Source organism: Xanthomonas sp. BRIP62411 (assembly GCF_003993525.1).
Taxonomy (GTDB): Bacteria; Pseudomonadota; Gammaproteobacteria; order Xanthomonadales; family Xanthomonadaceae; genus Xanthomonas; species Xanthomonas euroxanthea.
Genome location: NZ_QEZI01000026.1, coordinates 187846 through 209299 on the forward strand (window position 1 = coordinate 187846; position 21454 = coordinate 209299).

At 67.1% G+C, this 21454-nt stretch carries 19 protein-coding genes; 10 read left to right on the forward strand and 9 right to left on the reverse strand.

What is annotated here, in order from left to right:
* Window positions 1-197: 197 nt before the first annotated feature.
* Window positions 198-1097: a manganese catalase family protein gene (locus EO139_RS19445; protein ID WP_104583194.1), complete on the reverse strand. Its 900-nt coding sequence runs from the start codon at window positions 1095-1097 to the stop codon at window positions 198-200.
* A gap of 134 nt (window positions 1098-1231) precedes the next feature.
* Window positions 1232-1738: a ferritin-like domain-containing protein gene (locus EO139_RS19450; protein WP_104583195.1), complete on the reverse strand. Its 507-nt coding sequence runs from the start codon at window positions 1736-1738 to the stop codon at window positions 1232-1234.
* 512 nt (window positions 1739-2250) lie between these two features.
* Here EO139_RS19450 and EO139_RS19455 point away from each other — a divergent pair.
* Entirely contained in the window at window positions 2251-2445 is a 195-nt protein-coding gene (locus EO139_RS19455) for a hypothetical protein (RefSeq protein WP_126972056.1), read from the forward strand.
* Between the two features lie 23 nt (window positions 2446-2468).
* Here EO139_RS19455 and EO139_RS19460 read toward each other — a convergent pair whose 3' ends face one another.
* The gene (locus EO139_RS19460) at window positions 2469-3683 is read right to left on the reverse strand and encodes an FAD-dependent oxidoreductase (RefSeq protein WP_126972058.1); all 1215 of its coding nucleotides are present in this window, start codon (window positions 3681-3683) and stop codon (window positions 2469-2471) included.
* A gap of 308 nt (window positions 3684-3991) precedes the next feature.
* Between EO139_RS19460 and EO139_RS19465 the strand changes: the two genes are divergently transcribed.
* The 4 genes from EO139_RS19465 (at window position 3992) to EO139_RS19480 (ending at window position 8213) form a co-directional block, all read left to right on the forward strand.
* Window positions 3992-5275, forward strand: a complete 1284-nt coding sequence (locus EO139_RS19465; RefSeq protein WP_126972060.1) for a histidine kinase — start codon at window positions 3992-3994, stop codon at window positions 5273-5275.
* Complete coding sequence (locus EO139_RS19470) at window positions 5272-6048, forward strand: LytTR family DNA-binding domain-containing protein (protein ID WP_104650182.1); 777 nt, start codon at window positions 5272-5274, stop codon at window positions 6046-6048. Before EO139_RS19465 ends, EO139_RS19470 begins: the two co-directional genes overlap by 4 nt.
* Window positions 6049-6083: 35 nt before the next feature.
* A complete protein-coding gene (locus EO139_RS19475) occupies window positions 6084-6455 on the forward strand; it encodes a hypothetical protein (protein WP_119131737.1) in 372 nt (123 codons plus the stop codon).
* A gap of 162 nt (window positions 6456-6617) precedes the next feature.
* Window positions 6618-8213: an APC family permease gene (locus tag EO139_RS19480; protein ID WP_104583200.1), complete on the forward strand. Its 1596-nt coding sequence runs from the start codon at window positions 6618-6620 to the stop codon at window positions 8211-8213.
* A gap of 245 nt (window positions 8214-8458) precedes the next feature.
* On the opposite strand, the gene EO139_RS19485 is transcribed toward EO139_RS19480, so the two are convergent.
* Window positions 8459-9088, reverse strand: a complete 630-nt coding sequence (locus tag EO139_RS19485; protein ID WP_208411946.1) for a hypothetical protein — start codon at window positions 9086-9088, stop codon at window positions 8459-8461.
* Between the two features lie 543 nt (window positions 9089-9631).
* Between EO139_RS19485 and EO139_RS19490 the strand changes: the two genes are divergently transcribed.
* Window positions 9632-10558 carry an oxygenase MpaB family protein gene (locus EO139_RS19490; protein ID WP_104583318.1) on the forward strand — a complete coding sequence of 309 codons (927 nt, stop codon included), beginning with the start codon at window positions 9632-9634 and terminating at the stop codon, window positions 10556-10558.
* 109 nt (window positions 10559-10667) lie between these two features.
* On the opposite strand, the gene EO139_RS19495 is transcribed toward EO139_RS19490, so the two are convergent.
* The 5 genes from EO139_RS19495 to EO139_RS19515 form a co-directional block, all read right to left on the reverse strand.
* A complete protein-coding gene (locus EO139_RS19495) occupies window positions 10668-12737 on the reverse strand; it encodes a M13 family metallopeptidase (protein ID WP_164739934.1) in 2070 nt (689 codons plus the stop codon).
* A 149-nt stretch (window positions 12738-12886) separates the two neighbouring features.
* Window positions 12887-13582 (reverse strand): glycosyltransferase, encoded by a 696-nt coding sequence (locus EO139_RS19500; RefSeq protein ID WP_126972064.1) that lies wholly within the window; start codon window positions 13580-13582, stop codon window positions 12887-12889.
* 118 nt (window positions 13583-13700) lie between these two features.
* Complete coding sequence (locus tag EO139_RS19505) at window positions 13701-14696, reverse strand: aldo/keto reductase (RefSeq protein WP_104583202.1); 996 nt, start codon at window positions 14694-14696, stop codon at window positions 13701-13703.
* Window positions 14697-14917: 221 nt separating this feature from the next.
* A complete protein-coding gene (locus EO139_RS19510) occupies window positions 14918-15487 on the reverse strand; it encodes a flavodoxin family protein (RefSeq protein WP_126972066.1) in 570 nt (189 codons plus the stop codon).
* Between the two features lie 91 nt (window positions 15488-15578).
* Window positions 15579-16472 carry a LysR family transcriptional regulator gene (locus EO139_RS19515; protein WP_126946262.1) on the reverse strand — a complete coding sequence of 298 codons (894 nt, stop codon included), beginning with the start codon at window positions 16470-16472 and terminating at the stop codon, window positions 15579-15581.
* A 105-nt stretch (window positions 16473-16577) separates the two neighbouring features.
* On the opposite strand from EO139_RS19515, the gene EO139_RS19520 reads away from it, so the two are divergent.
* From EO139_RS19520 to EO139_RS19535, 4 genes are all read left to right on the forward strand, one after another.
* Entirely contained in the window at window positions 16578-16994 is a 417-nt protein-coding gene (locus tag EO139_RS19520) for a DoxX family protein (RefSeq protein ID WP_126972068.1), read from the forward strand.
* 25 nt (window positions 16995-17019) lie between these two features.
* Window positions 17020-17817, forward strand: a complete 798-nt coding sequence (locus EO139_RS19525) for a class III extradiol ring-cleavage dioxygenase (protein WP_104583205.1) — start codon at window positions 17020-17022, stop codon at window positions 17815-17817.
* Window positions 17818-18231: 414 nt separating this feature from the next.
* Entirely contained in the window at window positions 18232-19476 is a 1245-nt protein-coding gene (locus EO139_RS19530; RefSeq protein ID WP_104650190.1) for a putative DNA modification/repair radical SAM protein, read from the forward strand.
* Window positions 19477-19668: 192 nt separating this feature from the next.
* On the forward strand, window positions 19669-21108 hold the full coding sequence (locus tag EO139_RS19535; protein ID WP_119128270.1) for a UdgX family uracil-DNA binding protein: 1440 nt from the start codon (window positions 19669-19671) through the stop codon (window positions 21106-21108).
* The last annotated feature ends 346 nt before the right edge of the window (window positions 21109-21454 follow it).

Sequence of the window (21454 nt, forward strand, 5' to 3'; positions counted from 1 at the left end):
TTTTTGTCGTTCGGTAACGCGTTGCCCACGGGGCGGCGTCCCTTGGCGCGCCAGCTACAGTGCGTGGTCGTGGCAGATGATGTGCCCAGGTGCGGCAACAGCCACCTGCAGGACCGTCAACGGAAAGTACGTCGCGCATTAAAAAGCCCGGGTCGCGAACGACCCGGGCTAATCTCAGCAATCGCTGTCGAGGACGATCAGCGCTGGATGTCGCCAGTGGTGGAGCCGGCCCCCGGGCCTGCGCCCAGGTCTGCACCGGTCACCCGATCCAGCTCCGGGTTGGACAGCAGGCGCAGCGACATCGCATCCAGTGCTTCGGTCTGCGTTGCATCCAGCGTGACCGTGGCCGAGCCATCGCCGCCGTCCACCGCGGACTGCAACTCACGGTCTTCCACCACGTCCCACTGCTCGCCGGCATTCCAGGGGCCGACCGTATCGCCTTCGCCCTGCGACATGTTGTAGTAGACGTCGGTGAAGCGCGGGTCGCCCGGCAGCTTGCCCGGCGGGAAGTTCGGTTCGATCGCGTACAGCGCCTTCTCGAATGATTTCTGATGCGCCACTTCGCGCGTCATCAAAAAGCGCAGCGCATCGACGATACCCGGGTCATCGGTGACGGTGATCAGGCGCTCGTAGACCAGCTTGGCGCGGGCTTCGGCAGCGATGTTGGAGCGCATGTCCGAGGTCGGGCAGCCGATCGAATCGACATAGGCCGAGGTCCACGGCACGCCGCTGGAATTGACCAGCGCCGGGCCGCCGCCGTACAGGATCTGCTGGGTGTGGCTGGTGCTGTTCTGGGTCATGGAGCGCATCTCCATGGCCTCTTCCATGCCCTCGGACAACACGGCCTTCGGGCCCTTGTTGAGCATGGCGATGATCGAACCGATGATTTCCAGGTGGCTCAGTTCTTCGGTGGCGATATCGAACAACAGGTCCTTGCGGCCCGGATCGTTTTCGCCCAGTGCCTGGGTGAAGTACCGCATCGCCGCGGCAAGCTCGCCCTGCGGCCCGCCGAACTGCTCGAGCATCAACGTGGCCAGATCCGGATTGGGTTCGGCGACGCGAACGGTGTACATCAAACGCTTGTTATGCATGAACATGGGTCATGTTTCCTGGCTGGCGCCCGGCGACAACTGCAACGCGGCATGCGCGCAGAAACCTGAGGCTGGCTACGGGTGGGGGTTGCCTGCGGGATGCAGGCAAACGCAGGCGGCAGCGCCGCCTGCGCAATGCATCAGGCCGCCTTGCTGGGCTTGGATGCCTTCTGATTGCCGCCTTGCTCGGCGAGCAGGGTCAGCTTTTCATCGGTGGCTTTTTCTTCTTCCAGCGTGGACAGCAGCAAGGTGACCGCATCGGTGTAGCCCAGCTGCTTTGCGATCGCTGCAATGGTGCCGTACGAGGCGATCTCGTAATGCTCCACCTTCTGCGCGCCGCCAATCAGCGCCGCATCGCGTACCGGACCTTCCTCGATCTCATCGATCACCTCACGGCTTTCCTCGACCAGGCCTTCCATCGCGGCACACTTGATGCGCTTGAGCTTGATGCCGAGCAGTTCGACGATCTGGTCGATGCGTTCGATCTGGCCCTGGGTTTCTTCCAGATGCAGCTTGAACGCTTCCACCAGCTTGGGTTCGGTTGCCGCACGTGCCAGACGCGGCAGTGATTTGGTCAACTGCTTTTCTGCACTGTAGATGTCCGACAGCTCGTGGACGAAAAGCTCTTCAATTGTCTTGATCGCCATGGGCGGCTCCTAGGGGATGAATGGATGAATGAACAATGCGGTGCACCGGGTGTGGGTCTTGCCCTTCGATGCGCGCGAGCCAGCAGTTGCATCGCCTCGACGGCACGCTGCCTGCCATGACGCGTGGCATGCAGCGTTGGGTCGTGCACATGCACGCTGTCTCGCATGGTCGCTACGCTAGCTGTCGGCGTGTTAGCGCAATTGGTGGATGCGGTGATCCCGATGCGATGGCGACCTGTGCCGTACGCTGCGCCGACCACACGCGGTCGCCGATGCGATGGCGCCACGTGGTGGGGCCGCGCTGCAAGCAACAGGGGCACTTTCTCGAGCTGCGCCCGTGCACCGCGCATGGTGAATGCGCTACCTGCCGCATCACGCACCCACCTTGCGCAGAGGGCAGACCGGCGATTCGCGCCAGTATCGGCACCGTGCAGCATGGACGGCGGAGGATGCACGCCGTTGCGGACCGATGCGCTACAACCGATGGCTCGTCCTTGCCCCCGGAGGCTGCCATGACGCCGTTGGACAAACCGCTACGCCGCGAGCTGCAGATCGGCGAGCAGGCCTACACCTTGATCATCGACGCGCAGGGCTTGAAGCTGGTCGAAAAAGGCCGCCGCAACGGCGTGACCTTGCGCTGGGACGAGCTGGTCAGCGGCGATGCCGCACTGGCCCACGCGCTGCAGGCCTCGCTCGGCGAGTCCTGACTGCAGCGCGCAGGCAAGGCGACTCAGGCCTGAGGAAACAGCCGCGCCAGCTCGCGGACCGCCGCTGCGGATGCAGCGTGATCCGGCGTGGGGTCGGGGTTGTTGAAATCGTTGGCACCCTGCGCCTGCACCAGCACGCCATCGCGGCGTGGCACCACGTTGAGATTGTGGCCACGCCACACCAGCCCGTAGGTCACTTCCGGTTGCGGAATCAGGCGCGCGGTCTGCCCGCGCACCGGGATGACGCTGTCGTCGCCAAGCAAGGCACGCGCCCCGTAACCGGTGGCATTGACCAGGATCTTTTCGCGCAACTGGCCGAACTGGCGCGGATGCTCGAAGCTGCGCGTCTGCAGCTCGCCGCCGGCCTGCAGGAAGTCGTCCATCAGCAGCCGCGCATAGGCGCTGAGGTTGAAGGTCAACTGGCTGTAGCGACGCACGAACGGCACCGGAAACGGATGCCTGCCGGGGGCGACCGGCTGCGAGCGCGGGCCGAGATCGTCGAGCAGTTCGCGCTCCAGCGGCGGGTAATCCGGCTCGTGCGCTTCGGCCGATGTGCTCGGCTGGTCGAACGGCACATCCGACAGCGCGTAACCATCGCGCCATTCGATCGGCTCGCCCGGCAGGCCCAGCAGGGTCTGGTAGCGGCGGAACGAGATGCGCGCCATCTCTTCCCAGCGGGTCATGAAATCGGCGCTGGCATATTCGCTGGTGCACACCCGCGAGTCCGGCGACCACACGCCGGTGGCGTAGAACGAGCGCACGTCCGGCAGGCGCTCGCGCGCATAGATGCGCACGCGCAGGCCCGCGCGTTGCGCCACCAGCGCGGTGGTCAGCCCGATCGCACCGCAGCCGATCACCGCCAGCTCGCGCACATCCGCATCGGCCGCGCGCACCAGCCGCAGCGCGTGCTCGGCCGCGCCCCACGACAGCGACCACCCGCTGCCGCCATGTCCATAGTTGTGCACCACCGTCTTGCGGCCGATGCGCTCGGCCTCGATCCGCGGCCCCTGCGCACGGAACGGGCGGGTGCAGCCGTTGATCGCAATGATGCGATCGACGGACGCACGGATCGGTGCCAGCGGCAGCGCTGCGGCGAACTGCTCGGGCAGGGCGCCCGGTGGCATGGCGGGCAATGGCGAAGACGGCGCAGCGGCCGCCTTGCCGGTCGCGGCCCAGCTTCCGGTGGAAGCGGCCGCAAGCGCAAGACCGGCGCTGTGCAGGAAATGACGACGGTGCATGCGACTCCTGAGCGGTATGGAGGAGATGATCGGGACCACGGCGCCTGCGCGACCGGCCACGCGCCGCGCGCACCACGCAGCATCGGTAGAAGCCAGGAGCTGCGTCGCCGCGCGCGACGCCCGGTGGCCGACGCTTGCGGACCTGGAGCATACCGCGCGCGTCAGCGCCTGCCATCGCCGGCCGGGCCGGGTTTCGCACCGCGATCTGGGCAATTGGGGCCGCGCTGACGGCCATTCGTCGCCCGGGGCTTTCGTCCGATCGCTTGCCGGCTATGCTCGCCGCGTCCCAACCCGACGAGTCGCCACCCGTGTCTGCCAGCGTCTTCCTGATCGTACGTATCGTGTTCGCCTGGGCCGCGGCGTTGGTGGTGGCCGGGATCATGTGGGCGCAGCTGTTCGGCTCCACCGGCGCGTTCTTCGGGCTGATCTGCGTGGTGCTGCTGACCCTGGCCCTGATGAGTGCGATCACCCATGTGCGGCGGGTGCGCCTGATCGCCGGGCGGCTGGATCACGACACCTTGTCGACCCGCCAGCGGCGCCAGATCGAAGTGCCGCTGGACGTGCAGGCCAGCTTCGCCGTGGTCGAAGAGGCGGTGCGCGTGCTGCCACGCGTGCAGGACATCGAGTGCGCGCCCGGCAGCCTGCTGATCCGCGCCAAGGTGCGCCGCATCGACCCCTACGAAGGACGCCAGCCCTCGCGCTGGAACCTGTTTGCGCGTTTTGCGATCAAGCGCAACCAGGTGCTGGTGACGATCACGCCAGGGCAGGGCACCAGCAGCGTCACCGTGCTGTGCGAGCCGGACGCCGGCGCCTGGGTGGACCTGTTTGCGGTGGACGAAGGCAGCAATTACGAGAACGCCGAGGCGATCAACCGCGCGGTGGTGCGGCGGGTCGGCGAGCAGCGCCGCGACGAACAGGCCGCGGCCGAGCAGTCGGTGATGGAAAAGGAGCTGGCCGTGGCACGCCTGAATCTGCTGCATGCCCAGGTCGAGCCGCACTTTCTCTACAACACGCTGGCCAGCGCGCAGGTACTGGCGCGCACCGACCCGCCGCGCGCCGACATCATGATCGGCCATCTGATCCAGTACCTGCGCAGCTCGCTGCCCAGCGCCGACGGGGCCATCTCCACCCTGGGCGAGGAACTGGAGCGCACCCAGGCCTACCTGGAGATCCTGCGCATCCGCATGGGCACGCGGCTGGCGCTGCAGGTGGAGGTGCCGTACGAGCTACGCACGCTGCAACTGCCCTCGATGATGCTGCAGACCCTGGTGGAGAATGCGATCAAGCATGGGCTGGAACCCAAGCCCGGCGGCGGCACGGTGTGGATCCTGGCGCGTCGCGTCGACGACCATGCCACGCTGACCGTGGCCGACGATGGCCAGGGCTTCAGCACGCACACGCAAGGTACCGGCATCGGCCTGAAGAACCTGCGCGAACGTCTGCAGCTGATCTACGCCGGCAGGGCCAGCTTTGCCATCGTGTCCAACTTCCCCAGCGGTGTGGCCGCCATCATCACCTTGCCGCTGCCCGCGTCCATCATGCCGCCGCCGGTGCCCGCTGCGCAGATTCATGCCACACAGGTGCAGGCATGAGCGCGCTGCGTGCGGTGATCGCCGAAGACGAGGCGCTGCTGCGGCAATCGTTGCTGACCCTGCTGGCGCAGGTGTGCCCGCAACTGCAGATCGTGGGCGAATGCGAGGACGGCGCCAGCGCGCTGGAAACCATCGCCACGCAGCAGCCCGATGTGGTGTTCCTGGATATCCGCATGCCCGGGCTCACCGGCATCGAGGTGGCGCGTGCATTGCGCGAAGTCAGCCCGCGCACCCAGGTGGTGTTCGTCACCGCCTACGATCAGTACGCCATCGATGCGTTCGAACACGGCGCGGTGGACTACCTGCTCAAGCCGATCAGCCGCGAGCGCCTGCAGGCCACCTGGCAGCGCGTGCAACAGCGCGCCGCCGCCGGCCAGCCGGACGGCCAGCTGCTGGAGGCCTTGTTGCAGCGCCTGTCCGCGCGCCCTGCCGCCGCCAGCGCCGCGCCACCGCTGGCCTGGCTCACCGCCAGCAGCGGCCGCGAAACGCGCCTGATCGCGCTGGACGAGGTGGCGTATTTCCAGGCCGATCAGAAATACACCACGGTGATGACCGCCGCCGGCGAGGCGATCCTGCGCACGCCGCTGCGCGAGTTGCTCGACGTGCTGGACCCGCAGGTGTTCAAGCAGATCCACCGCTCCACCATCGTCAACATGAAGGCGGTCGCCTCGGTGGTGCGCGAGGACACCGGCAAGGGCCGGCTGGCGCTGCGCGGGCGCAGCGAAACGCTCACCGTCAGCCAACCCTTCATGACCCTGTTTCGCGGCATGTAATTCCCCCGATCGCATCGACTGAAAGGATTGCTGATATGCGCCTGATCGCTTCCCTCGTGTATTGCCTGCTGGCATTGGCCGGTTGCCACGACCGCAACGGCACCACCTCCATCACCCGCGCCACCAGCAATGGCCAGGACGTGCTGTTCAGCAAGACCCTGGCCACTGCCACCGATCTCAATGTGCACTGCCTGGCCAGCAGCAGCGGCCGCTGCCATTACCTGGTCTACGAGGACCACTGCGCTGCGTCTGCCGCCGGGCAGGCCGCGGGCACGCCGGCCTGCGCACGCAGGACCCTGGACAGCTTTGCGCTGACACCCGGGCAGGTGCGCGAACTGCACGGCATCCCGCGTCAGGCGCGCACCTGCGTGGATACCAGCGCGCCCGGCGCCGATTGCCATGGCTGAGCCGGACGTCTGATGCCGGAACCGGCGCAACGACGCTTCATCCCTGTCGTGAGGCAGGCCGCAACCGGACGCAAGCCTGAATACGCACTGACGATCAGCGGCCGCTTCTGCGATCATTGCCGGCTTGTTGCCGGTTCACGGCGTCCTCACAGTCAGGCTCTCATGTCCGAACAATCGCTACGCCGCGACGTTGGCCCCTTCGCCCTCATGCTTACCGGCCTGGGCTCGATCATCGGTTCCGGCTGGCTGTTTGGCGCCTGGCGCGCCGCTGGCCTGGCTGGCCCCGGTGCGATCTGGGCCTGGATCCTGGGCGCGGCGATCATCACCACCATCGCGCTGTCCTACGCCGAACTGGGCGCGATGTTCCCCGAGTCCGGCGGCATGGTGCGCTACAGCCATTACTCGCACGGCTCGCTGGTGGGCTTCATCGCCGGCTGGGCCAACTGGATCGCGATCGTCTCGGTGATCCCGGTCGAGGCCGAGGCCTCGGTGCAGTACATGGCGTCCTGGCCGTGGGCCTGGGCGCAGGGCCTGTATGTGCAGGCACCCGGCGGGGCGGGGGAGTTGTCGGTACCCGGCCTGCTGATCTCGGCGGTGCTGGTGCTGGTGTATTTCTTCCTCAATTTCTGGAGCGTCAAGCTGTTCGCGCGCTCCAATACCCTGATCACCGTGTTCAAGCTGGTGGTGCCGGCGGCGACCGGCGTGGCCCTGATCGCCAGCGGCTTCCACAGCGAGAACTTCAGCGTCGGCATCCACGGCGATGCGCATGTCATCGACCTGGCCGCGGTGCTCACCGCGGTGGCTACTGCCGGCATCGTCTTCAGCTTCAACGGCTTCCAGAGCCCGGTGAACCTGGCAGGTGAAGCGCGCAACCCGGGGCGCAGCATCCCCTTCGCGGTGCTGGGCTCGATCGCGCTGGCCACGGTGGTCTACGTGATCCTGCAGGTGGCCTACATCGGCGCGGTGCCGCCGGACCTGCTGGCCAAGGCCGGCTGGCACGGCATCGACTTCCGTTCGCCGTTCGCCGAGCTGGCCATCATCGTCAACCTGCATTGGCTGGCGATGCTGCTGTACATCGATGCGTTCGTCAGCCCCAGCGGCACCGGCATCACCTATACCGCCACCACCGCGCGCATGGTCTACGGCATGGAAAAGAACGGCACCATGCCGTCGGTGCTGGGCAAGCTGCACCCGGTCTGGGGCGTGCCGCGCATGGCGATGTTCTTCAACCTGGCGGTGTCGTTCGTGTTCCTGTTCTTCTTCCGTGGCTGGGGCACGCTGGCGGCGGTGATCTCGGTGGCGACCATCATCTCCTACCTCACCGGCCCGATCAGCGCGATGGCGCTGCGTCGTCATGCGCCCGAACTGCACCGCCCGCTGCGCATCGCCGCGCTGCCGGTGCTGGCCGGCGTGGCCTTCGTGATGGCCACCGAGCTGCTGTACTGGGCGCGCTGGCCGCTGACCGGCGAGATCATCCTGCTGATGGTCGTGGCGCTGCCGGTGTACTGCTACTACCAGGCCAAGCAGGGCTGGCCGGATCTTGGGCGCAACCTCAAGGGCGCGGCCTGGATGATCTGCTACCTGCCGACGATCGCGCTGCTGTCCTGGGCCGGCAGCAGCGACTTCGGCGGGCATGGCTACCTCAGCTACGGCACCGATCTGGCCGTGGTCGCGGTGGTCGGCGCGGTGTTCTACCTCTGGGGTGTGCGCAGCGGTTGGCGCACGCCGTCGGTGGAGAAGGCCGTCGCGCAGGCGTAAGCGCCTGCTTGCTGACAACGGATCGACCGGGCGCCGTCTCCAGGCGCCGCAAACAACGACGGCCGGTGCACTGCACCGGCCGTTCTTGTTGGTCGCCACGCACGCCGAGAGTGCAGCGACTGGCACTGCCTTGGCAGCGCACGCCCTGGAGCGATCAGATATCGGGCCGATCAATCCGCCTGTTTTCGCCCGGCGCGCCGCATTGCCGATGCGCTGCGGCAACCACCGCATCCATCGCTTGACCGCTACGCCAGTGTCGCCGCTGCGCTATGGGTATTGGTATTGGTCACCAGGCGTGGCGCACCATCGAAGCGGTCCAGATCGCGCAACAACTCGGTGTAGCGACGCAGCCGCCCCATCTCGCGCATGTTGACGATGTCCTCGTGGCGCAATTCGCGCCTGGAACTGACTTCCTGCTTGTAGCGCAGCACTTCCGGGTAGCGACGGGTCATGTCCAGCGCATCGGCCACGCACTCGACCGAGTCGGCATCCGGGGTGAGCCGCGCGCGGCTGTTGAAGGCGCGCAGCCAGCGTTCGAAACCGGCGCTGTGATCGAACAGATCGGCGATGTACCACATGACGAACAGGATCGAGGCCCACGAGGTAAAGATGATCACCACGCGGCTGAAGGTGAGGTGGTAGTCGTTCTGCCACAGCTGATGGGTGATCACGCCCAGCAACACCAGCGAGATCGCCTGCCAGCCGATGATCGAGGCGATCACCCATTGTTTCTTGGCCACCTTGAGCAGATTGAGCTCCTGGTCGAGCTGGTCGTCGGTTTTCTCGCGCCAGTGCGCGACCTGCTCGTCGAAGGGGAGTCGATGGAGTGCGTTGTCCTGCAATAGCAGGCCCAAACCCTGGAACAAAGCGATCATGACAAGCTCCTGACGGATGGCTGGTACGAACGACTTGCTGCACCCGGCAAAGCGCCGGTGCCCTGGAGCGGCCGGGCAATGGCTGGCAGTGATGCAGGCCGGCGCTCGGACTGCCCTAGTTCTAGCACTTTCGCTGTGCATGGCAATGCCTGCTGCGATCCGATGAGCGGCCAATCCTGCGCACCTGCGCACAAATCGCGGTATTCAGGCGCTTCGCAGCGTTTGCCGGACGACTGCAGCGCCAGTGCGTGGCCATTCTTGCTGCACTGCACACTCGCGCTTGCGTGCATGCATCCGTGATCGAGGCGGGTGCGACCGGCGCGCAATCGATTCCGGCGTGCAGGTCGCGTGAGCGCCGCGCAAGCATCCCTGCCGCGCAAGGTCCGGCGACAGGCGGGCACGCACCCGTCGAGACGGTCGATGCGCATGGGGACGAGCAGCGAACACGGAGCCGCCTTTCACCAATCCCAAATCCCGAATCCCCAATCCCAGCCCCTCACGGCCACGACGCGGTCTTGCAGCGGGCTGGGTATGCTCGCATGCATGTCAGCCGTCCTGCGTACCCTCACTGCCCCTGCCGCCAGACAGATCCATCGCTGGGTGCTGGGCGCGTTTCCGCGTGGTCAGAGCTCCATCGACTACGACCAGCCCCTCGGCGATCCCGGCATCTTCGGGCCCGACAGCGTCACCTGGCGGGTGCATTCGGAATTTCCCGGCATGTTGTCCGGCGGATTGTGCGCCTTGATGCTGCAGTTGCTGCATCCACGCGCGCTGGCCGGGGTCTACGACCATTCCAACTTCCGCGCCGACCTGATCGGGCGGCTGCGGCGCACCACCAACTTCGTTGCCGGCACCACCTATGCCCCGCGCGCCGAGGCCGAGCAGTTGATCGCCCGCGTGCGCAGCATCCATGCGCATATCCACGGCCACACCGCCGACGGCGTGCCCTACGACGCCAACGACCCGCAGTTGCTGACCTGGGTGCACGTCACCGAGGCCTACGGTTTTCTGCAGGGCTGCCGACGTTATTGCCGCGACGTGCCGGCAAGCATCGCCGATCGCTACTACGACGAAGCGCGACGTGTCGCCGAAGCGCTGGGCGCGGCCGATGTACCCGCCAGCGAGGCGCAGGTCGATGCCTATTTCGCCACCGTGCGCGGGCAGCTGCGCATGGACACGCGCTCGCGCGAGGTGCTCGACATCCTCACCAGCATCCAGTTGCCGGTGCCGGCGGCCGGGCTGTCGCGCGGCGTGTTCCTCGGTGCCGGTACCGCCCTGTTGCCAGGCTGGGCCAGCGACATGCTTGGCCGCACCACCACCCAGCGCGCACAGGCGCATGCGTCGGCGCGGTTGCTGCGCAGCCTGTCGCCGCTGTTCCGTACTGCGCTACGCGATGGGCTGTCTGCACGCGCGTGCCGTCGCATGCAGCTGCCGCAGGCGATGTTGCTGGAGTGGCCCGGGCAGCGGTGAGTGCGGGTGCCTGCCTGGAGTGCAAGGCAATGGCGTCATGCGGAGGATGGTGCGCCGTGTGACCGTACCCTCGCCCCATGCCCTCTCCCGAGGGGTGAGGGGCAGTCTGTTACCAGATCCGCACCCGCTGCTCGGGCGGCAGATACAACTGCTGGCCCGGCTGCACATCGAATGCCGGATACCAGGCATCGAGGTTGCGCACGGTCTGCGCGCGGAAGCGTCCGGGTGCGTGCACGTCGGTGAGCACGGCGTTGCGTAGCGCCGCGTCGCGGTACTTGCCGCGCCAGGCCTGCGCAAAGCCCAGGAAGAAGCGCTGGTCCGGGCTGAACCCGTCGATGGTCTGCGGCTGCTTGCCCTGCAGCGACAGCTGATAGGCATCGTAGGCGGTCGCCAGGCCGGCCACATCGGCGATGTTCTCGCCCAGCGTCAGCTTGCCGTTGACGTTCAGATCGTCGAACGGCTTGTAGGCGCTGAACTGCGCTGCGAGCGCATCGCCGGCGGCTGCGAATTTTTTCAGGTCCTGCGGCGTCCACCAGTTGTGCAGCTCGCCATGTTCGTCGAACTGCGCGCCCATGTTGTCGAAGCTGTGGCTGATCTCGTGGCCGATCACCGCGCCGATGGCGCCGTAGTTCACCGCATCGTCGGCTGCGGGGTTGAAGAACGGCGGCTGCAGGATCGCCGCCGGAAACAGCAGGCGGTTTTCCAGCGGCACGTTCAGCGCGTTGACCTCCTGCGGCAGCAGATACCACTCGCGGTGATCCACGGCCTTGCCCAGCTTGGCCAGATTGCGCCGGTACTCGAACAGCTCCGAGCGCTGCACATTGCCCAGCGCATCGTCGCGGCGCACGTCCAGCCCGCTGTAGTCGCGCCAGGTCTCCGGATAACCCACCGCCACGGTCAGCCCGGCAATCTTGGCCTTGGCATGCTGCTTGGTTTCCGGACTCATCCACGCCAGCGCGTCGATGCGCTTGCCGAAGGCGGTGACGATGTTCTTGACCATCTCCTCGGCACGGGTCTTGGTCTGGGCACTGACGTACTTCTGCACGTAGCGCTGGCCCACCGCTTCGCCCAAGGCTGCGTTGGTGGCGTCGATGCCGCGCTTCCAGCGCTGGCGTTGTTGCGGCGTGCCTTCCAGCGTGGTGCCGTAGAACGCAAAGCGTTCGTCGGCGAAGGCCTTGGACAGGTACGGCGAGGCGCGGTCCAGGGCGCGAAAGCTCAGGTAATCCTTCCAGGTCTGCAGGGGCTCGGAGCGCACCAGCGCCGACAGGCCGGTCACCGCACCGGGCTGCCAGACGATGAAATCCTGCTGCGCCTTCAGGCCGGCCGCTTCGAAGAACGGCGCCCAATCCAGGCCGGGCGCATTACGCGCGAAATCGGCCTGTTTCCAGGCATTGGCGCCGGCCTGCACGTTGTTGGTCTGTTCGGCGGTGGCGTGCACGCGCGCCATCGCGGTTTCCAGGGCCAGGATGCGCTCGGCCCTGGCTGGCGCGTCGGCGATGCCGGCCAGTTCCAGCAGCTTGACGATGTGCGCGCGGTAGGCCTCGCGCATCTGCGTCATGCGCCCGTCGTCCAGATAGAAGCTGCGGTCCGGCATGCCCAGGCCGCCCTGCACCAGATACGGCACGTAGCGGCCGGGGTGATGCAGATCCTGCGAGATCCACAGGCCGAACAGCCGGTCGGTATAAAAATTGGTGGAGTTGAGCAGGTCCACATCGGCGCGCAGCTGGCCGCCCAGGGTGCGCGCCAGCGCCTGTTTGTCGTCCAGCTGCGCGATGGCGTCCAGTTCCGGTTGCACCGGGCGCACGCCCTTGGTCTCGATCCCGGCTTCATCCATGTAGGCGGCGTAGTAATCGCCGATCTGCTTGTCTTCGCCGGTGACGCGGTCGTTGGCAGCGGCGCCTTCGATGATGTCGCGGCTGTGCTGCTCGGTTTCGATCGCGATGCCGACGAAGCTGTTGAAGCTGGAGCGGTCGTCCGGGATCTGGGTGGTCTTGACCCAGTTGCCGCTGGCGTAGCTGAAGAAGTCGTCGCCCGCCGCCACGCTGCGGTCCATGCCCGCCGCATCGAAACCGAAATCGCCCAGCTTGGGCGTGGTGGGCGTGGCCTTGGCGTGCGTCGTCGTTGCCGGTGAGGCGCCATCGCGGTGGCACGCGGCGGTGCTCAGCAGGGCAGCCGACAGGGCAGCGATCAGGACAGGACGGTGCAGAAGAGCCATGCGGTGCAACTCGGAAACGAAAAACAGACATACCAGTGTAAATTGCCACCGTCGCCACGTCCCCACGCAAGGCAGCGCGCCGCCGCCGTGGCCGCCCTGCGGACACGCGCGGTTCAGCGCCGGCGCTGGTACCAGAAGCCCAGGGCATCGCGGGTCTGCAGCATGCCTCGCCCACGCCACAGGAAGCGCAACAGCAGGCCCAGGTGCTCGCGCTTGGAAAAGCTGCGCAGCTTGCGGTCGGAGGTGTGCACGGTCTGGCGCAGGATCACGAACCGCCCGCAGCGCGCCAGCGCGCGGCTCAATGCCACGTCTTCGCCGGCGTAGTAACGCGTATCGAAGCCGCCGGCGCTGACGAATGCGGCGCGCGTGCAGAACAGGAAGCAGCCCGGTGCGATGCCGCCGAGACGGAACAACCCGCCGAAGATCGCCTGCGCCATGCGCTCGAACCACACGCGCCTGCCCTGCAGATGCACCTGCGCGCCACCGCCGACGGCGCCGGCATCCAGCGCCGCCAGCGCGGCGCCGAGCACCTGCGGGTTCACCAGCGTATCGGCGTCCAGAAACAGCAGGCGATCGCCTTGCGCCTGCTGCGCGCCGGCATTGCGGGTGGCGGCGATATGGCGCAATTGCACCTCCAGCACCTGCGCACCGGCCGCACGCGCGATGGCGGCGGTGGCGTCCTCGCAGGCATCGGCCACCACGATCACCTCGTATTCCAGCTGCAGGGTCTGCGCACAGGCGTGCAGGCACTGCAGCGTCTGGCCGATCAGCGCGGCCTCGTCATGGGCGGGGATCACGAAAGACAGCATGGCAGGACGCGTCACTCCGATGGCGGTGAGGCCCAGTGTGCGAGCCATGCCGGTGCGATGGCGTGAGCGCACGCCATCGCCGGGCCACTGTGGCGGCGTGCGCTTCCACGCGTACCGCTCAGCGGCTGAGCGCGCCCATCATCGCTTCCGGATAACGCGTCCCGGACGCGGCCTGCAGCGGGAAGATCGCATCGATGCGTGCGAGCTCGTCCGGCATCAGCGCCACGTCGAGCGCGCCGAGGTTTTCTTCCAGGTAGGCCAGCCGCTTGGTGCCCGGGATCGGCACCAGGTCCTGGCCCTGCGCCAACACCCAGGCCAGCGCCAGCTGCCCCGGCGTGATGCCCTTGTCGGCGGCGATCGCCTTGACCTGCTCCACCAGCTGCAGGTTGCGGGTGAAGTTCTCGCCCTGGAAACGCGGCGAATGGCGACGGTAATCGTCGGCGTCGAAGTCATCGGGAGAGGCGAATGCGCCAGTCAGGAAACCGCGACCCAGCGGCGAATACGGAACGAATCCGATCCCCAGCTCGCGCACGGTTTCGAAGACGCCATTGTCCTCGGGCTCGCGCGACCACAGCGAATATTCGGTCTGCACTGCAGTGATGGGATGCACCGCATGCGCGCGGCGGATGGTGGCTGCGGCGGCTTCCGACAGCCCGAGGAAACGCACCTTGCCTTGTTCGACCAGGCGCGACATCGCACCCACCGTGTCTTCGATCGGCACGTTGGGATCCACGCGGTGCTGGTAGTACAGGTCGATATGCTCCACGCCCAGGCGGCGCAGGCTGGCTTCGCAGGCCGTTTGCACATAGTCCGGGCTGCCATCGATGCCGCGCACCGACGGGTCGTTGGGATCGAGCTTGATGCCGAATTTGGTGGCCAGGAACACCTCGTGCCGGCGCGCGGCGATGGCCTTGCCGACCAGGATTTCGTTGGTGTGCGGGCCGTACATGTCGGCGGTGTCGAGCAGGCTGACGCCGTGATCGAGGGCGCGGTGGATCACCGCGATCGAGGCGGCCTCGTCACTGCGATTGCCGTAGAACGCGCTCATGCCCATGCAACCGAGGCCGAGCGCAGAAACGGTGGGGCCTGAACGGCCAAGCGTGCGGGTTTGCATGGTGGAGAAAACTCCGTGCGGCAAGGAAGGCAGGGGAAGGATGCAGCGGCGTGCGTTAGCGCGATGTGGCCCGGGCGACGATGCGCGAGCAGGCAGGCATTGGGCCCGACATCACACACCCGAACGCGCGCTGCGACCGACCCAACAACCCGCACATGTCAGCAGACCAGGGTCCACTGCCATGCACGGGTGTCGTGACGCGGACGCTACCAGCTGCCGCGTCAGCCCTTGAGCTTGCCGGCGAACTCGGCCACGCGCTTGCCGAGCAACTTGGCGGTTTCCAGATCGCCGCTGCGTGGCGCTTCTTCCGGCGAGGCATCGGAGGGCGAGATCGCCAGCGCGCCTGCCGAGCCGGCGGTCCAGTTGATGTCCTGCGGACCGTGCGCCTTGGTGTTGGCCGGCAGCAGACCGGTACCGACCCAGACCTGGCCGTGCTGCTGCGACAGCGTCCAGAAATACTGGATGGTGGCGTACTTGTCGCCGTTCACCGAGGCCGAGTTGGTGAAGCCGGCTGCGATCTTGTCCTTCCAGGCCTGCGCAAACCACGGCTTGGAGCTGGCGTCGGCAAACTTCTTGAACTGCCACGCCGGCCCGCCCATGTAGGTGGGGCTGCCGTAGATGATGGCGTCGGCGGCGCCGATCGCCTCCCAGGCGTCGTCGGGCAGGTTGCCGTCCTGGTCGATGCGGTACAGCGTGGCCTCGCCGACACTGGCGGCGCCGGCATGCACGGCCTCGGCCAGCTTGTTGGTGTGGCCGTAGCCGCTGAAATAGATGATGGCGATCTTGCTCATGCGCAGTCCTGTGGTCGGGGGGAGCCGATTGTGACCACACATGCCGTGTCAGGTTAATGACCATCGACGGGACGTACTGTTGCCGGGCTCATCAGCGCCCGGCATCGCCCATGCGCTCGACCAGGTAATCGATGAAACTGCGGACCTTCGGGGCCAGGTGGCTGCGGCTGGTATAGACGGCGAAGATGCCGATCTCTCCCAGCGCGTACTGCGGAAGGATACGCACCAGCCGGCCTGCGGCCAGGTGCTCGTCGGCCAGGAAGTCCGGCTGCATCGCGATACCCAGGCCGGCCACCGCCGCCGCGCTCAGCACATGCCCGTTGTTGGCACGCAGGTTGCCGTGGAGGCGCACCTCGCTATCGCCCTCGGGCCCATGGAAGCGCACCTCGTCGCCGTTGGGCGAGTAGTGGTACAGCAGGCAGTCGTGGCCGGCCAGGTCGGACGGATGCATCGGGGTGCCGGCACGGGCCAGGTAGGCCGGCGCCGCGCAGGGCACCAGGCGGACCGTGCCCAGGCGCCGGGCGATCAAGGTCGGCGCCGGCTGGCGGGTGATGCGGATGGCCACATCGAAGCCTTCCTCGACCATGTCGACCAGCCGGTCCGACAGCGACAGGTCCAGTTCCACCTGCGGGTAGCGCGCGCAGAAGTCCGGCAGCAGCGCGGCCAGGCGCTCGATGCCGTAACTCACCGGCGCGTTGACGCGCAGCACGCCGGCCGGCTCCAGTGCCTGCGCGCCGACCGTGGCCTCCAGATCGTCCAGGTCGGCCAGCAGTTGCAGACAGCGCTGGTAGTACGCAGTGCCGGCACTGGTCAGGCTGACCCGCCGGGTGGTGCGGTTGAGCAGGCGCGTGCCCAGCCGTTGCTCGAGCGCGGCGACCTGCCGGGTCACGCTGGCGGTGGAACGGTCCAGCGCATCGGCGGCGGCGCTGAAGCCGCTGCGTTCGGCTACCGCTGCAAACACGCGCATTGCATCGAGGGTATCCATCGGTATCCGATTGTTGCCTTGAGTGCAATAAATTATCCGAAGTGAAGCTATTTATCAGAAATTTGTAAGCAATACGCTGTGCAGGTCTTCACTGGAGTCTGTCCAATGTCCACCTCCCTCGCTTCCCCGCGTACCGCCGCCTATGGCGCGGCCTTGCTGCGCATCAGTCTGGGCGCGCTGTTTCTGGTGCATGGCCTGATCAAGTTGCTGGTGTTCACCCCGGCCGGCACCGTGGCCTATTTCCAGTCGCTCGGCCTGCCGGGCGCGCTGGCCTACCTCACCATCGCGCTGGAGCTCGGCCTGGGCCTGTCCATGCTGCTGGGCATCTACGCACGCTGGGTCGGGCTGCTGGGGGTGCCGCTGCTGCTGGGCACCATCATCAGCGTGCATGGCGGCAATGGCTTCGGCTTCTCCAATCCGGGCGGCGGCTGGGAATACCCGGCGCTGTGGGCGGTGTTGCTGGTCGTGCAATTGCTGCTTGGCGAGGGCGCGTGGGCGCTGAAGCCGGCGCGTCGAGGCTGATGATCGTTCTTCCGAGGAGTGCGCCATGAGCCGTTTGCCTTCCCTGTACATCTCGCACGGATCGCCGATGACCGCCTTGCAGCCGGGGCAGGTCGGCGAGCGCCTGGCCGAGCTTGCGCAGACCTTGCCGCAGCCGCGCGCGATCGTCGTGGCGTCCGCGCATTGGCTGGGCCGCCGCCCGCTGGTCAGTGGCGCGCTGCAGCCGCAGACCATCCATGACTTCGGCGGTTTTCCGGCACCGCTGTACGAACTGGAGTATCCCGCACCCGGCGAACCGGCGCTGGCGCAGCAGATCGTGCGCCGGCTGGAGCAGGCCGGCCTGCATCCGCACCTGGACCCGCAGCGCGGCTTCGATCATGGCGTGTGGGTGCCGCTGCGCTTGCTGTATCCGGCCGCCGGGATTCCGGTGGTGTCGGTGTCGATCCAGCCCGAGCTGGGGCCGGCGCACCAGTTTGCGGTCGGCCGCGCGCTGGCACCGCTGCGCGAGGACGGCGTGCTGGTGGTCGGCTCCGGCAGCATCACCCATAACCTGCACGACTTCCGCCATGGTTACAGCGCCGAGCGCGAGGCGCCGTATGTGCGGCCCTTCATCGAGTGGACCGAGCGCAAGCTGGTCCAGGACGACATCGCCGCACTGCTGGACTATCGCCGGCAGGCGCCGCACGCCGCGCGCGCGCATCCCACCGACGAGCACCTGTTGCCGCTGTACGTGGCGATGGGCGCGGCCGGCGGGGACCGGCTCGGCGCACAGCGCATCGATGCCGGCATCGATGCGGGGTTTCTGGCGATGGATATCTACCGGTTCGATGGCGATCCATGCTGATCGCGCGCGGGCACGGTCGTCGCCTGAGCCGTGGCGAGCGCGGCACGCCTGCACCGTGGCCGTTATCGACGGTGCAGGCAGCGCGCCGGACCGGCGGCCACGGGGCACCGCGCAACCGCCGGCACGCGATGGCATGCGGCCTGTTGCTGCCGCTACAAGCCGGCCCGGTGCGGTGGCGACAACGAGCAAGGCCCGCAGCGATAAGGCTTGGGCTTACGGCGAACCGGCCCGCAGCCATAGGCCGGGTGCCGGCAAGCGCGGCCCCCGGGCGTGAGGCATGGCGCCGACAAGCGCCGGCACTGCAGCCACCAGGTATGGTGCCGATAAGCATCGGCAGCGCAGCGCTCTGAAGCATTCACGATGACGCGCGCTGCAGTCTCACAGGCTGAGACTGCAGCGCGACATGCTGCTCGCGTGAAAATCCTCGACAAACTCGCAGTGCTGGCCGATGCGGCCAAATACGACGCGTCCTGCGCCTCCAGTGGCGCGAACAAGCGCAATTCGCTCGGGACCGGCGGGGTCGGCAGCACCGAGGGCATGGGGATCTGCCACTCGTACACACCCGACGGCCGCTGCGTGTCGCTGTTGAAGATCCTGCTCACCAACTTCTGCGTGTTCGATTGCGCGTATTGCGTCAACCGTGTCTCCAGCAACGTGCGCCGCGCGCGCTTCACGCCGGAAGAAGTGGTCACGCTGACGCTGGACTTCTACAAGCGCAATTACATCGAAGGCCTGTTCCTGTCCAGCGGCATCATCCGCAACTCCGACTACACGATGGAGCAGCTGGTGGAAGTGGCGCGGCAGCTGCGCGAGGTGCATCACTTCGCCGGCTACATCCACCTCAAGACCATTCCCGATGCCGCGCCCGACCTGCTGGCTGCCGCCGGCCGCTATGCCGACCGCCTGAGCATCAACGTGGAACTGCCGACCGAGCAGGGATTGACGCTGCTGGCGCCGGAAAAAAGCGTCGGCGGCATCCGTTCGGCCATGGGCGAGTTGCGCTGGCGCATCGAAGAAAACCAGCTGGAGCGCAAGGCCGAAAAAGTCCGCCGTGCCAAGCCGCCGCGCTTTGCGCCGGCCGGGCAGAGCACGCAGATGATCGTCGGCGCCGACGATGCCAACGACCGCAGCATCCTGGACACCAGCCACAATCTCTACGGCAACTACCGGATGCGTCGGGTGTATTACTCGGCCTTCAGCCCGATCCCGGATGCCTCGTCCAAACTGCCGTTGCAGGCGCCGCCGCTGCAGCGCGAGCACCGGCTGTATCAGGCCGACTGGCTGCTGCGCTTCTACGAATTCAGCGTGGAGGAAATCGCGCCAACCCAGTCCAGCGGCATGCTCGATCTGGACGTGGACCCGAAGCTGGCCTGGGCGCTGCGCAATCCCGAGCGCTTTCCGGTGGACCTGAACGTGGCGCCGCGCGAGATGCTGCTGCGGGTGCCAGGCCTGGGCACCCGCAATGTGGACCGGCTGCTGTTGTCGCGCCGGCATGCGCGCCTGCGGGTGGGCGATCTGGCGCGGTTGCGGGTGCCGATGAAGAAGCTGCTGCCGTTCGTGAGTGTGCTGGATCATCATCCGCGCCAGCGCCTGGACGATCCGGTGCGCTTGCGCGCGCAACTGGCGCCAGCGCCCAGGCAGGCGAGTCTGTTCGATTGAGATCGCAGCTCTCCGCCAGCATCCGGCGCATCGCCGCTTCCACTGGCTTCTCCCCTGTTGCCGGCCGAGGCGCCCGAAGGGCGGATAAGGATGGCATCAAGCGCAAGGGCGCCACCGAGCGCCAGTGCCTACCTAGGAACATGACGCTGTTGCCAATCCCCAATCCCTCAATCCCCAATCCCGACCACCGCGATGTTCAACGCTGACGTTGCGCCGGGCTGGAGCCTTGACGCATGGCGTGCGCTGGCGCGGGCGGGGTGGTGCGCGCAGGTGGAGCCGGACTCCATCGCGTGGAATGGCGGAGCGCAGGGCGGCCTGTTGATGGGGCAGGGGCTGCTGGATCTGCCGGCCGTGGTTGCGCCGCCGCGGGTGTCGGCCGCGTTCCTGCAGATGGCGGGGGCAGTGCTGTGTCATCGCGACCCGCAGCGCCATGCGGTGCTGTACCGCTTGTTGTGGCGGGTGGCGAGCGGAGAGCGCGCGCTGCTGGAGCGGGCCACCGATGTCGACGTGCATCGGGTGACGCAGTGGCAAAAGGCGGTGCAGCGCGACACCCACAAGATGAAGGCGTTCGTGCGCTTTCGGCGGTTGCCGGTGGAAGAGGAAGACTTCGTGGCGTGGTTCGAGCCCGAGCACTGGATCGTGGACCGGGTGGGGCCGTTTTTCGCGCGCCGCTTCGCCGGCATGCGCTGGGCGATCCTCACCCCGTATCGCAGCGTGCGCTGGGATGGCGAGGCATTGACGTTCGGCGAGGGCGCCGTGCGCACCCAGGTGCCGGCCGACGATGCGCAGGAGACGCTCTGGCGCACCTATTACGCGCATATCTTCAATCCGGCGCGGCTCAACCCGACCATGATGCGGCAGGAAATGCCGCAGAAATACTGGAAGAACCTGCCCGAGGCGCGCTTGCTGCCGGAGCTGATCCGCGAGGCCGGCGTGCGCGTGCGCGAGATGGCCGAGCGTGCGCCCGAGCCGGTGCGGCGGCGCGTGCCGGTAGCGCCAACGCCGATCCCGGAAGTGGCCACGCAAAGCCTGGCGCAGTTGCGCGTGGCCGCGCGCGATTGCCGGCGCTGCGCATTATGGCAACCGGCAACGCAGACGGTGTTCGGCGAGGGGCCGAGCGACGCGTCGGTGATGGTGATCGGCGAGCAGCCCGGCGACGAAGAGGATCTGAGCGGGCGTCCGTTCGTCGGGCCGGCCGGGCGTTTGTTCAATAGGGCACTGGACGAGATCGGTCTCGATCGCAACACGGTCTACGTGACCAATGCGGTCAAGCATTTCCGTTTCGAGCAACGTGGCAAGCGGCGTCTGCATCGCAACCCGGAACGCTCGCATGTGCAGGCCTGCAGTGGCTGGTTGCAGGCCGAGCGCGCGCAGCTGCGTCCGGCACAGATCGTGTGCCTGGGTGCGACCGCCGCACAGGCGGTGCTGGGAAACAGCTTCCGCTTGATGCAGCAGCGTGGCCAGTGGCTGCGGCTGGACGACGGCACGCCGGTGCTGACCACCGTGCATCCCTCATGGGTACTGCGGCAGGGTTCGGAGGCCGCACGCGAGGACGGCTACCGCGGATTTGTCGCCGACCTGCGCCAGTTGCTGGATGCACCGAGCGCTGCAGCGCGCGCGGCCCGGACATAAAAAATGCGCGTGCAAGTGCACGCGCACGGTGTCGGAGAATGATGACACCAAGTGGGCCACTGGCGAGCCAGTGGTCCTCACCGCCGCTTCGCGGTGTGGTGGCGCTGCCTGGACCCTGTTTCCAGGCACGCGCGGATTCGCAATTCAACAATGTGCACGTCGTAACGTGCAGCTGATGCGCTGGCGTTGTAGTGCAACGCCAGCGCAGCCAAACACGTCAAGCAAGAACGGCCCGCAGGACTGCTACATGGCCGTCAGGCAGGCGCGGCCAGTGTGCGAAATCGGCATGCACCGCCGGAACGCCCGGCGTCGAGCGCACCGTCCGCGCTTACCGGAGTGCTTGTCA

Coding starts and splice junctions, on each gene's coding strand:
- EO139_RS19445 (WP_104583194.1), bottom strand. CDS start 1,097: ATGTTCATGCATAACAAGCGTTTGATGTACACCGTTCGCGTCGCCGAA.
- EO139_RS19450 (WP_104583195.1), bottom strand. CDS start 1,738: ATGGCGATCAAGACAATTGAAGAGCTTTTCGTCCACGAGCTGTCGGAC.
- EO139_RS19455 (WP_126972056.1), top strand. CDS start 2,251: ATGACGCCGTTGGACAAACCGCTACGCCGCGAGCTGCAGATCGGCGAG.
- EO139_RS19460 (WP_126972058.1), bottom strand. CDS start 3,683: ATGCACCGTCGTCATTTCCTGCACAGCGCCGGTCTTGCGCTTGCGGCC.
- EO139_RS19470 (WP_104650182.1), top strand. CDS start 5,272: ATGAGCGCGCTGCGTGCGGTGATCGCCGAAGACGAGGCGCTGCTGCGG.
- EO139_RS19475 (WP_119131737.1), top strand. CDS start 6,084: ATGCGCCTGATCGCTTCCCTCGTGTATTGCCTGCTGGCATTGGCCGGT.
- EO139_RS19480 (WP_104583200.1), top strand. CDS start 6,618: ATGTCCGAACAATCGCTACGCCGCGACGTTGGCCCCTTCGCCCTCATG.
- EO139_RS19485 (WP_208411946.1), bottom strand. CDS start 9,088: ATGATCGCTTTGTTCCAGGGTTTGGGCCTGCTATTGCAGGACAACGCA.
- EO139_RS19490 (WP_104583318.1), top strand. CDS start 9,632: ATGTCAGCCGTCCTGCGTACCCTCACTGCCCCTGCCGCCAGACAGATC.
- EO139_RS19500 (WP_126972064.1), bottom strand. CDS start 13,582: ATGCTGTCTTTCGTGATCCCCGCCCATGACGAGGCCGCGCTGATCGGC.
- EO139_RS19505 (WP_104583202.1), bottom strand. CDS start 14,696: ATGCAAACCCGCACGCTTGGCCGTTCAGGCCCCACCGTTTCTGCGCTC.
- EO139_RS19510 (WP_126972066.1), bottom strand. CDS start 15,487: ATGAGCAAGATCGCCATCATCTATTTCAGCGGCTACGGCCACACCAAC.
- EO139_RS19515 (WP_126946262.1), bottom strand. CDS start 16,472: ATGGATACCCTCGATGCAATGCGCGTGTTTGCAGCGGTAGCCGAACGC.
- EO139_RS19520 (WP_126972068.1), top strand. CDS start 16,578: ATGTCCACCTCCCTCGCTTCCCCGCGTACCGCCGCCTATGGCGCGGCC.
- EO139_RS19525 (WP_104583205.1), top strand. CDS start 17,020: ATGAGCCGTTTGCCTTCCCTGTACATCTCGCACGGATCGCCGATGACC.
- EO139_RS19535 (WP_119128270.1), top strand. CDS start 19,669: ATGTTCAACGCTGACGTTGCGCCGGGCTGGAGCCTTGACGCATGGCGT.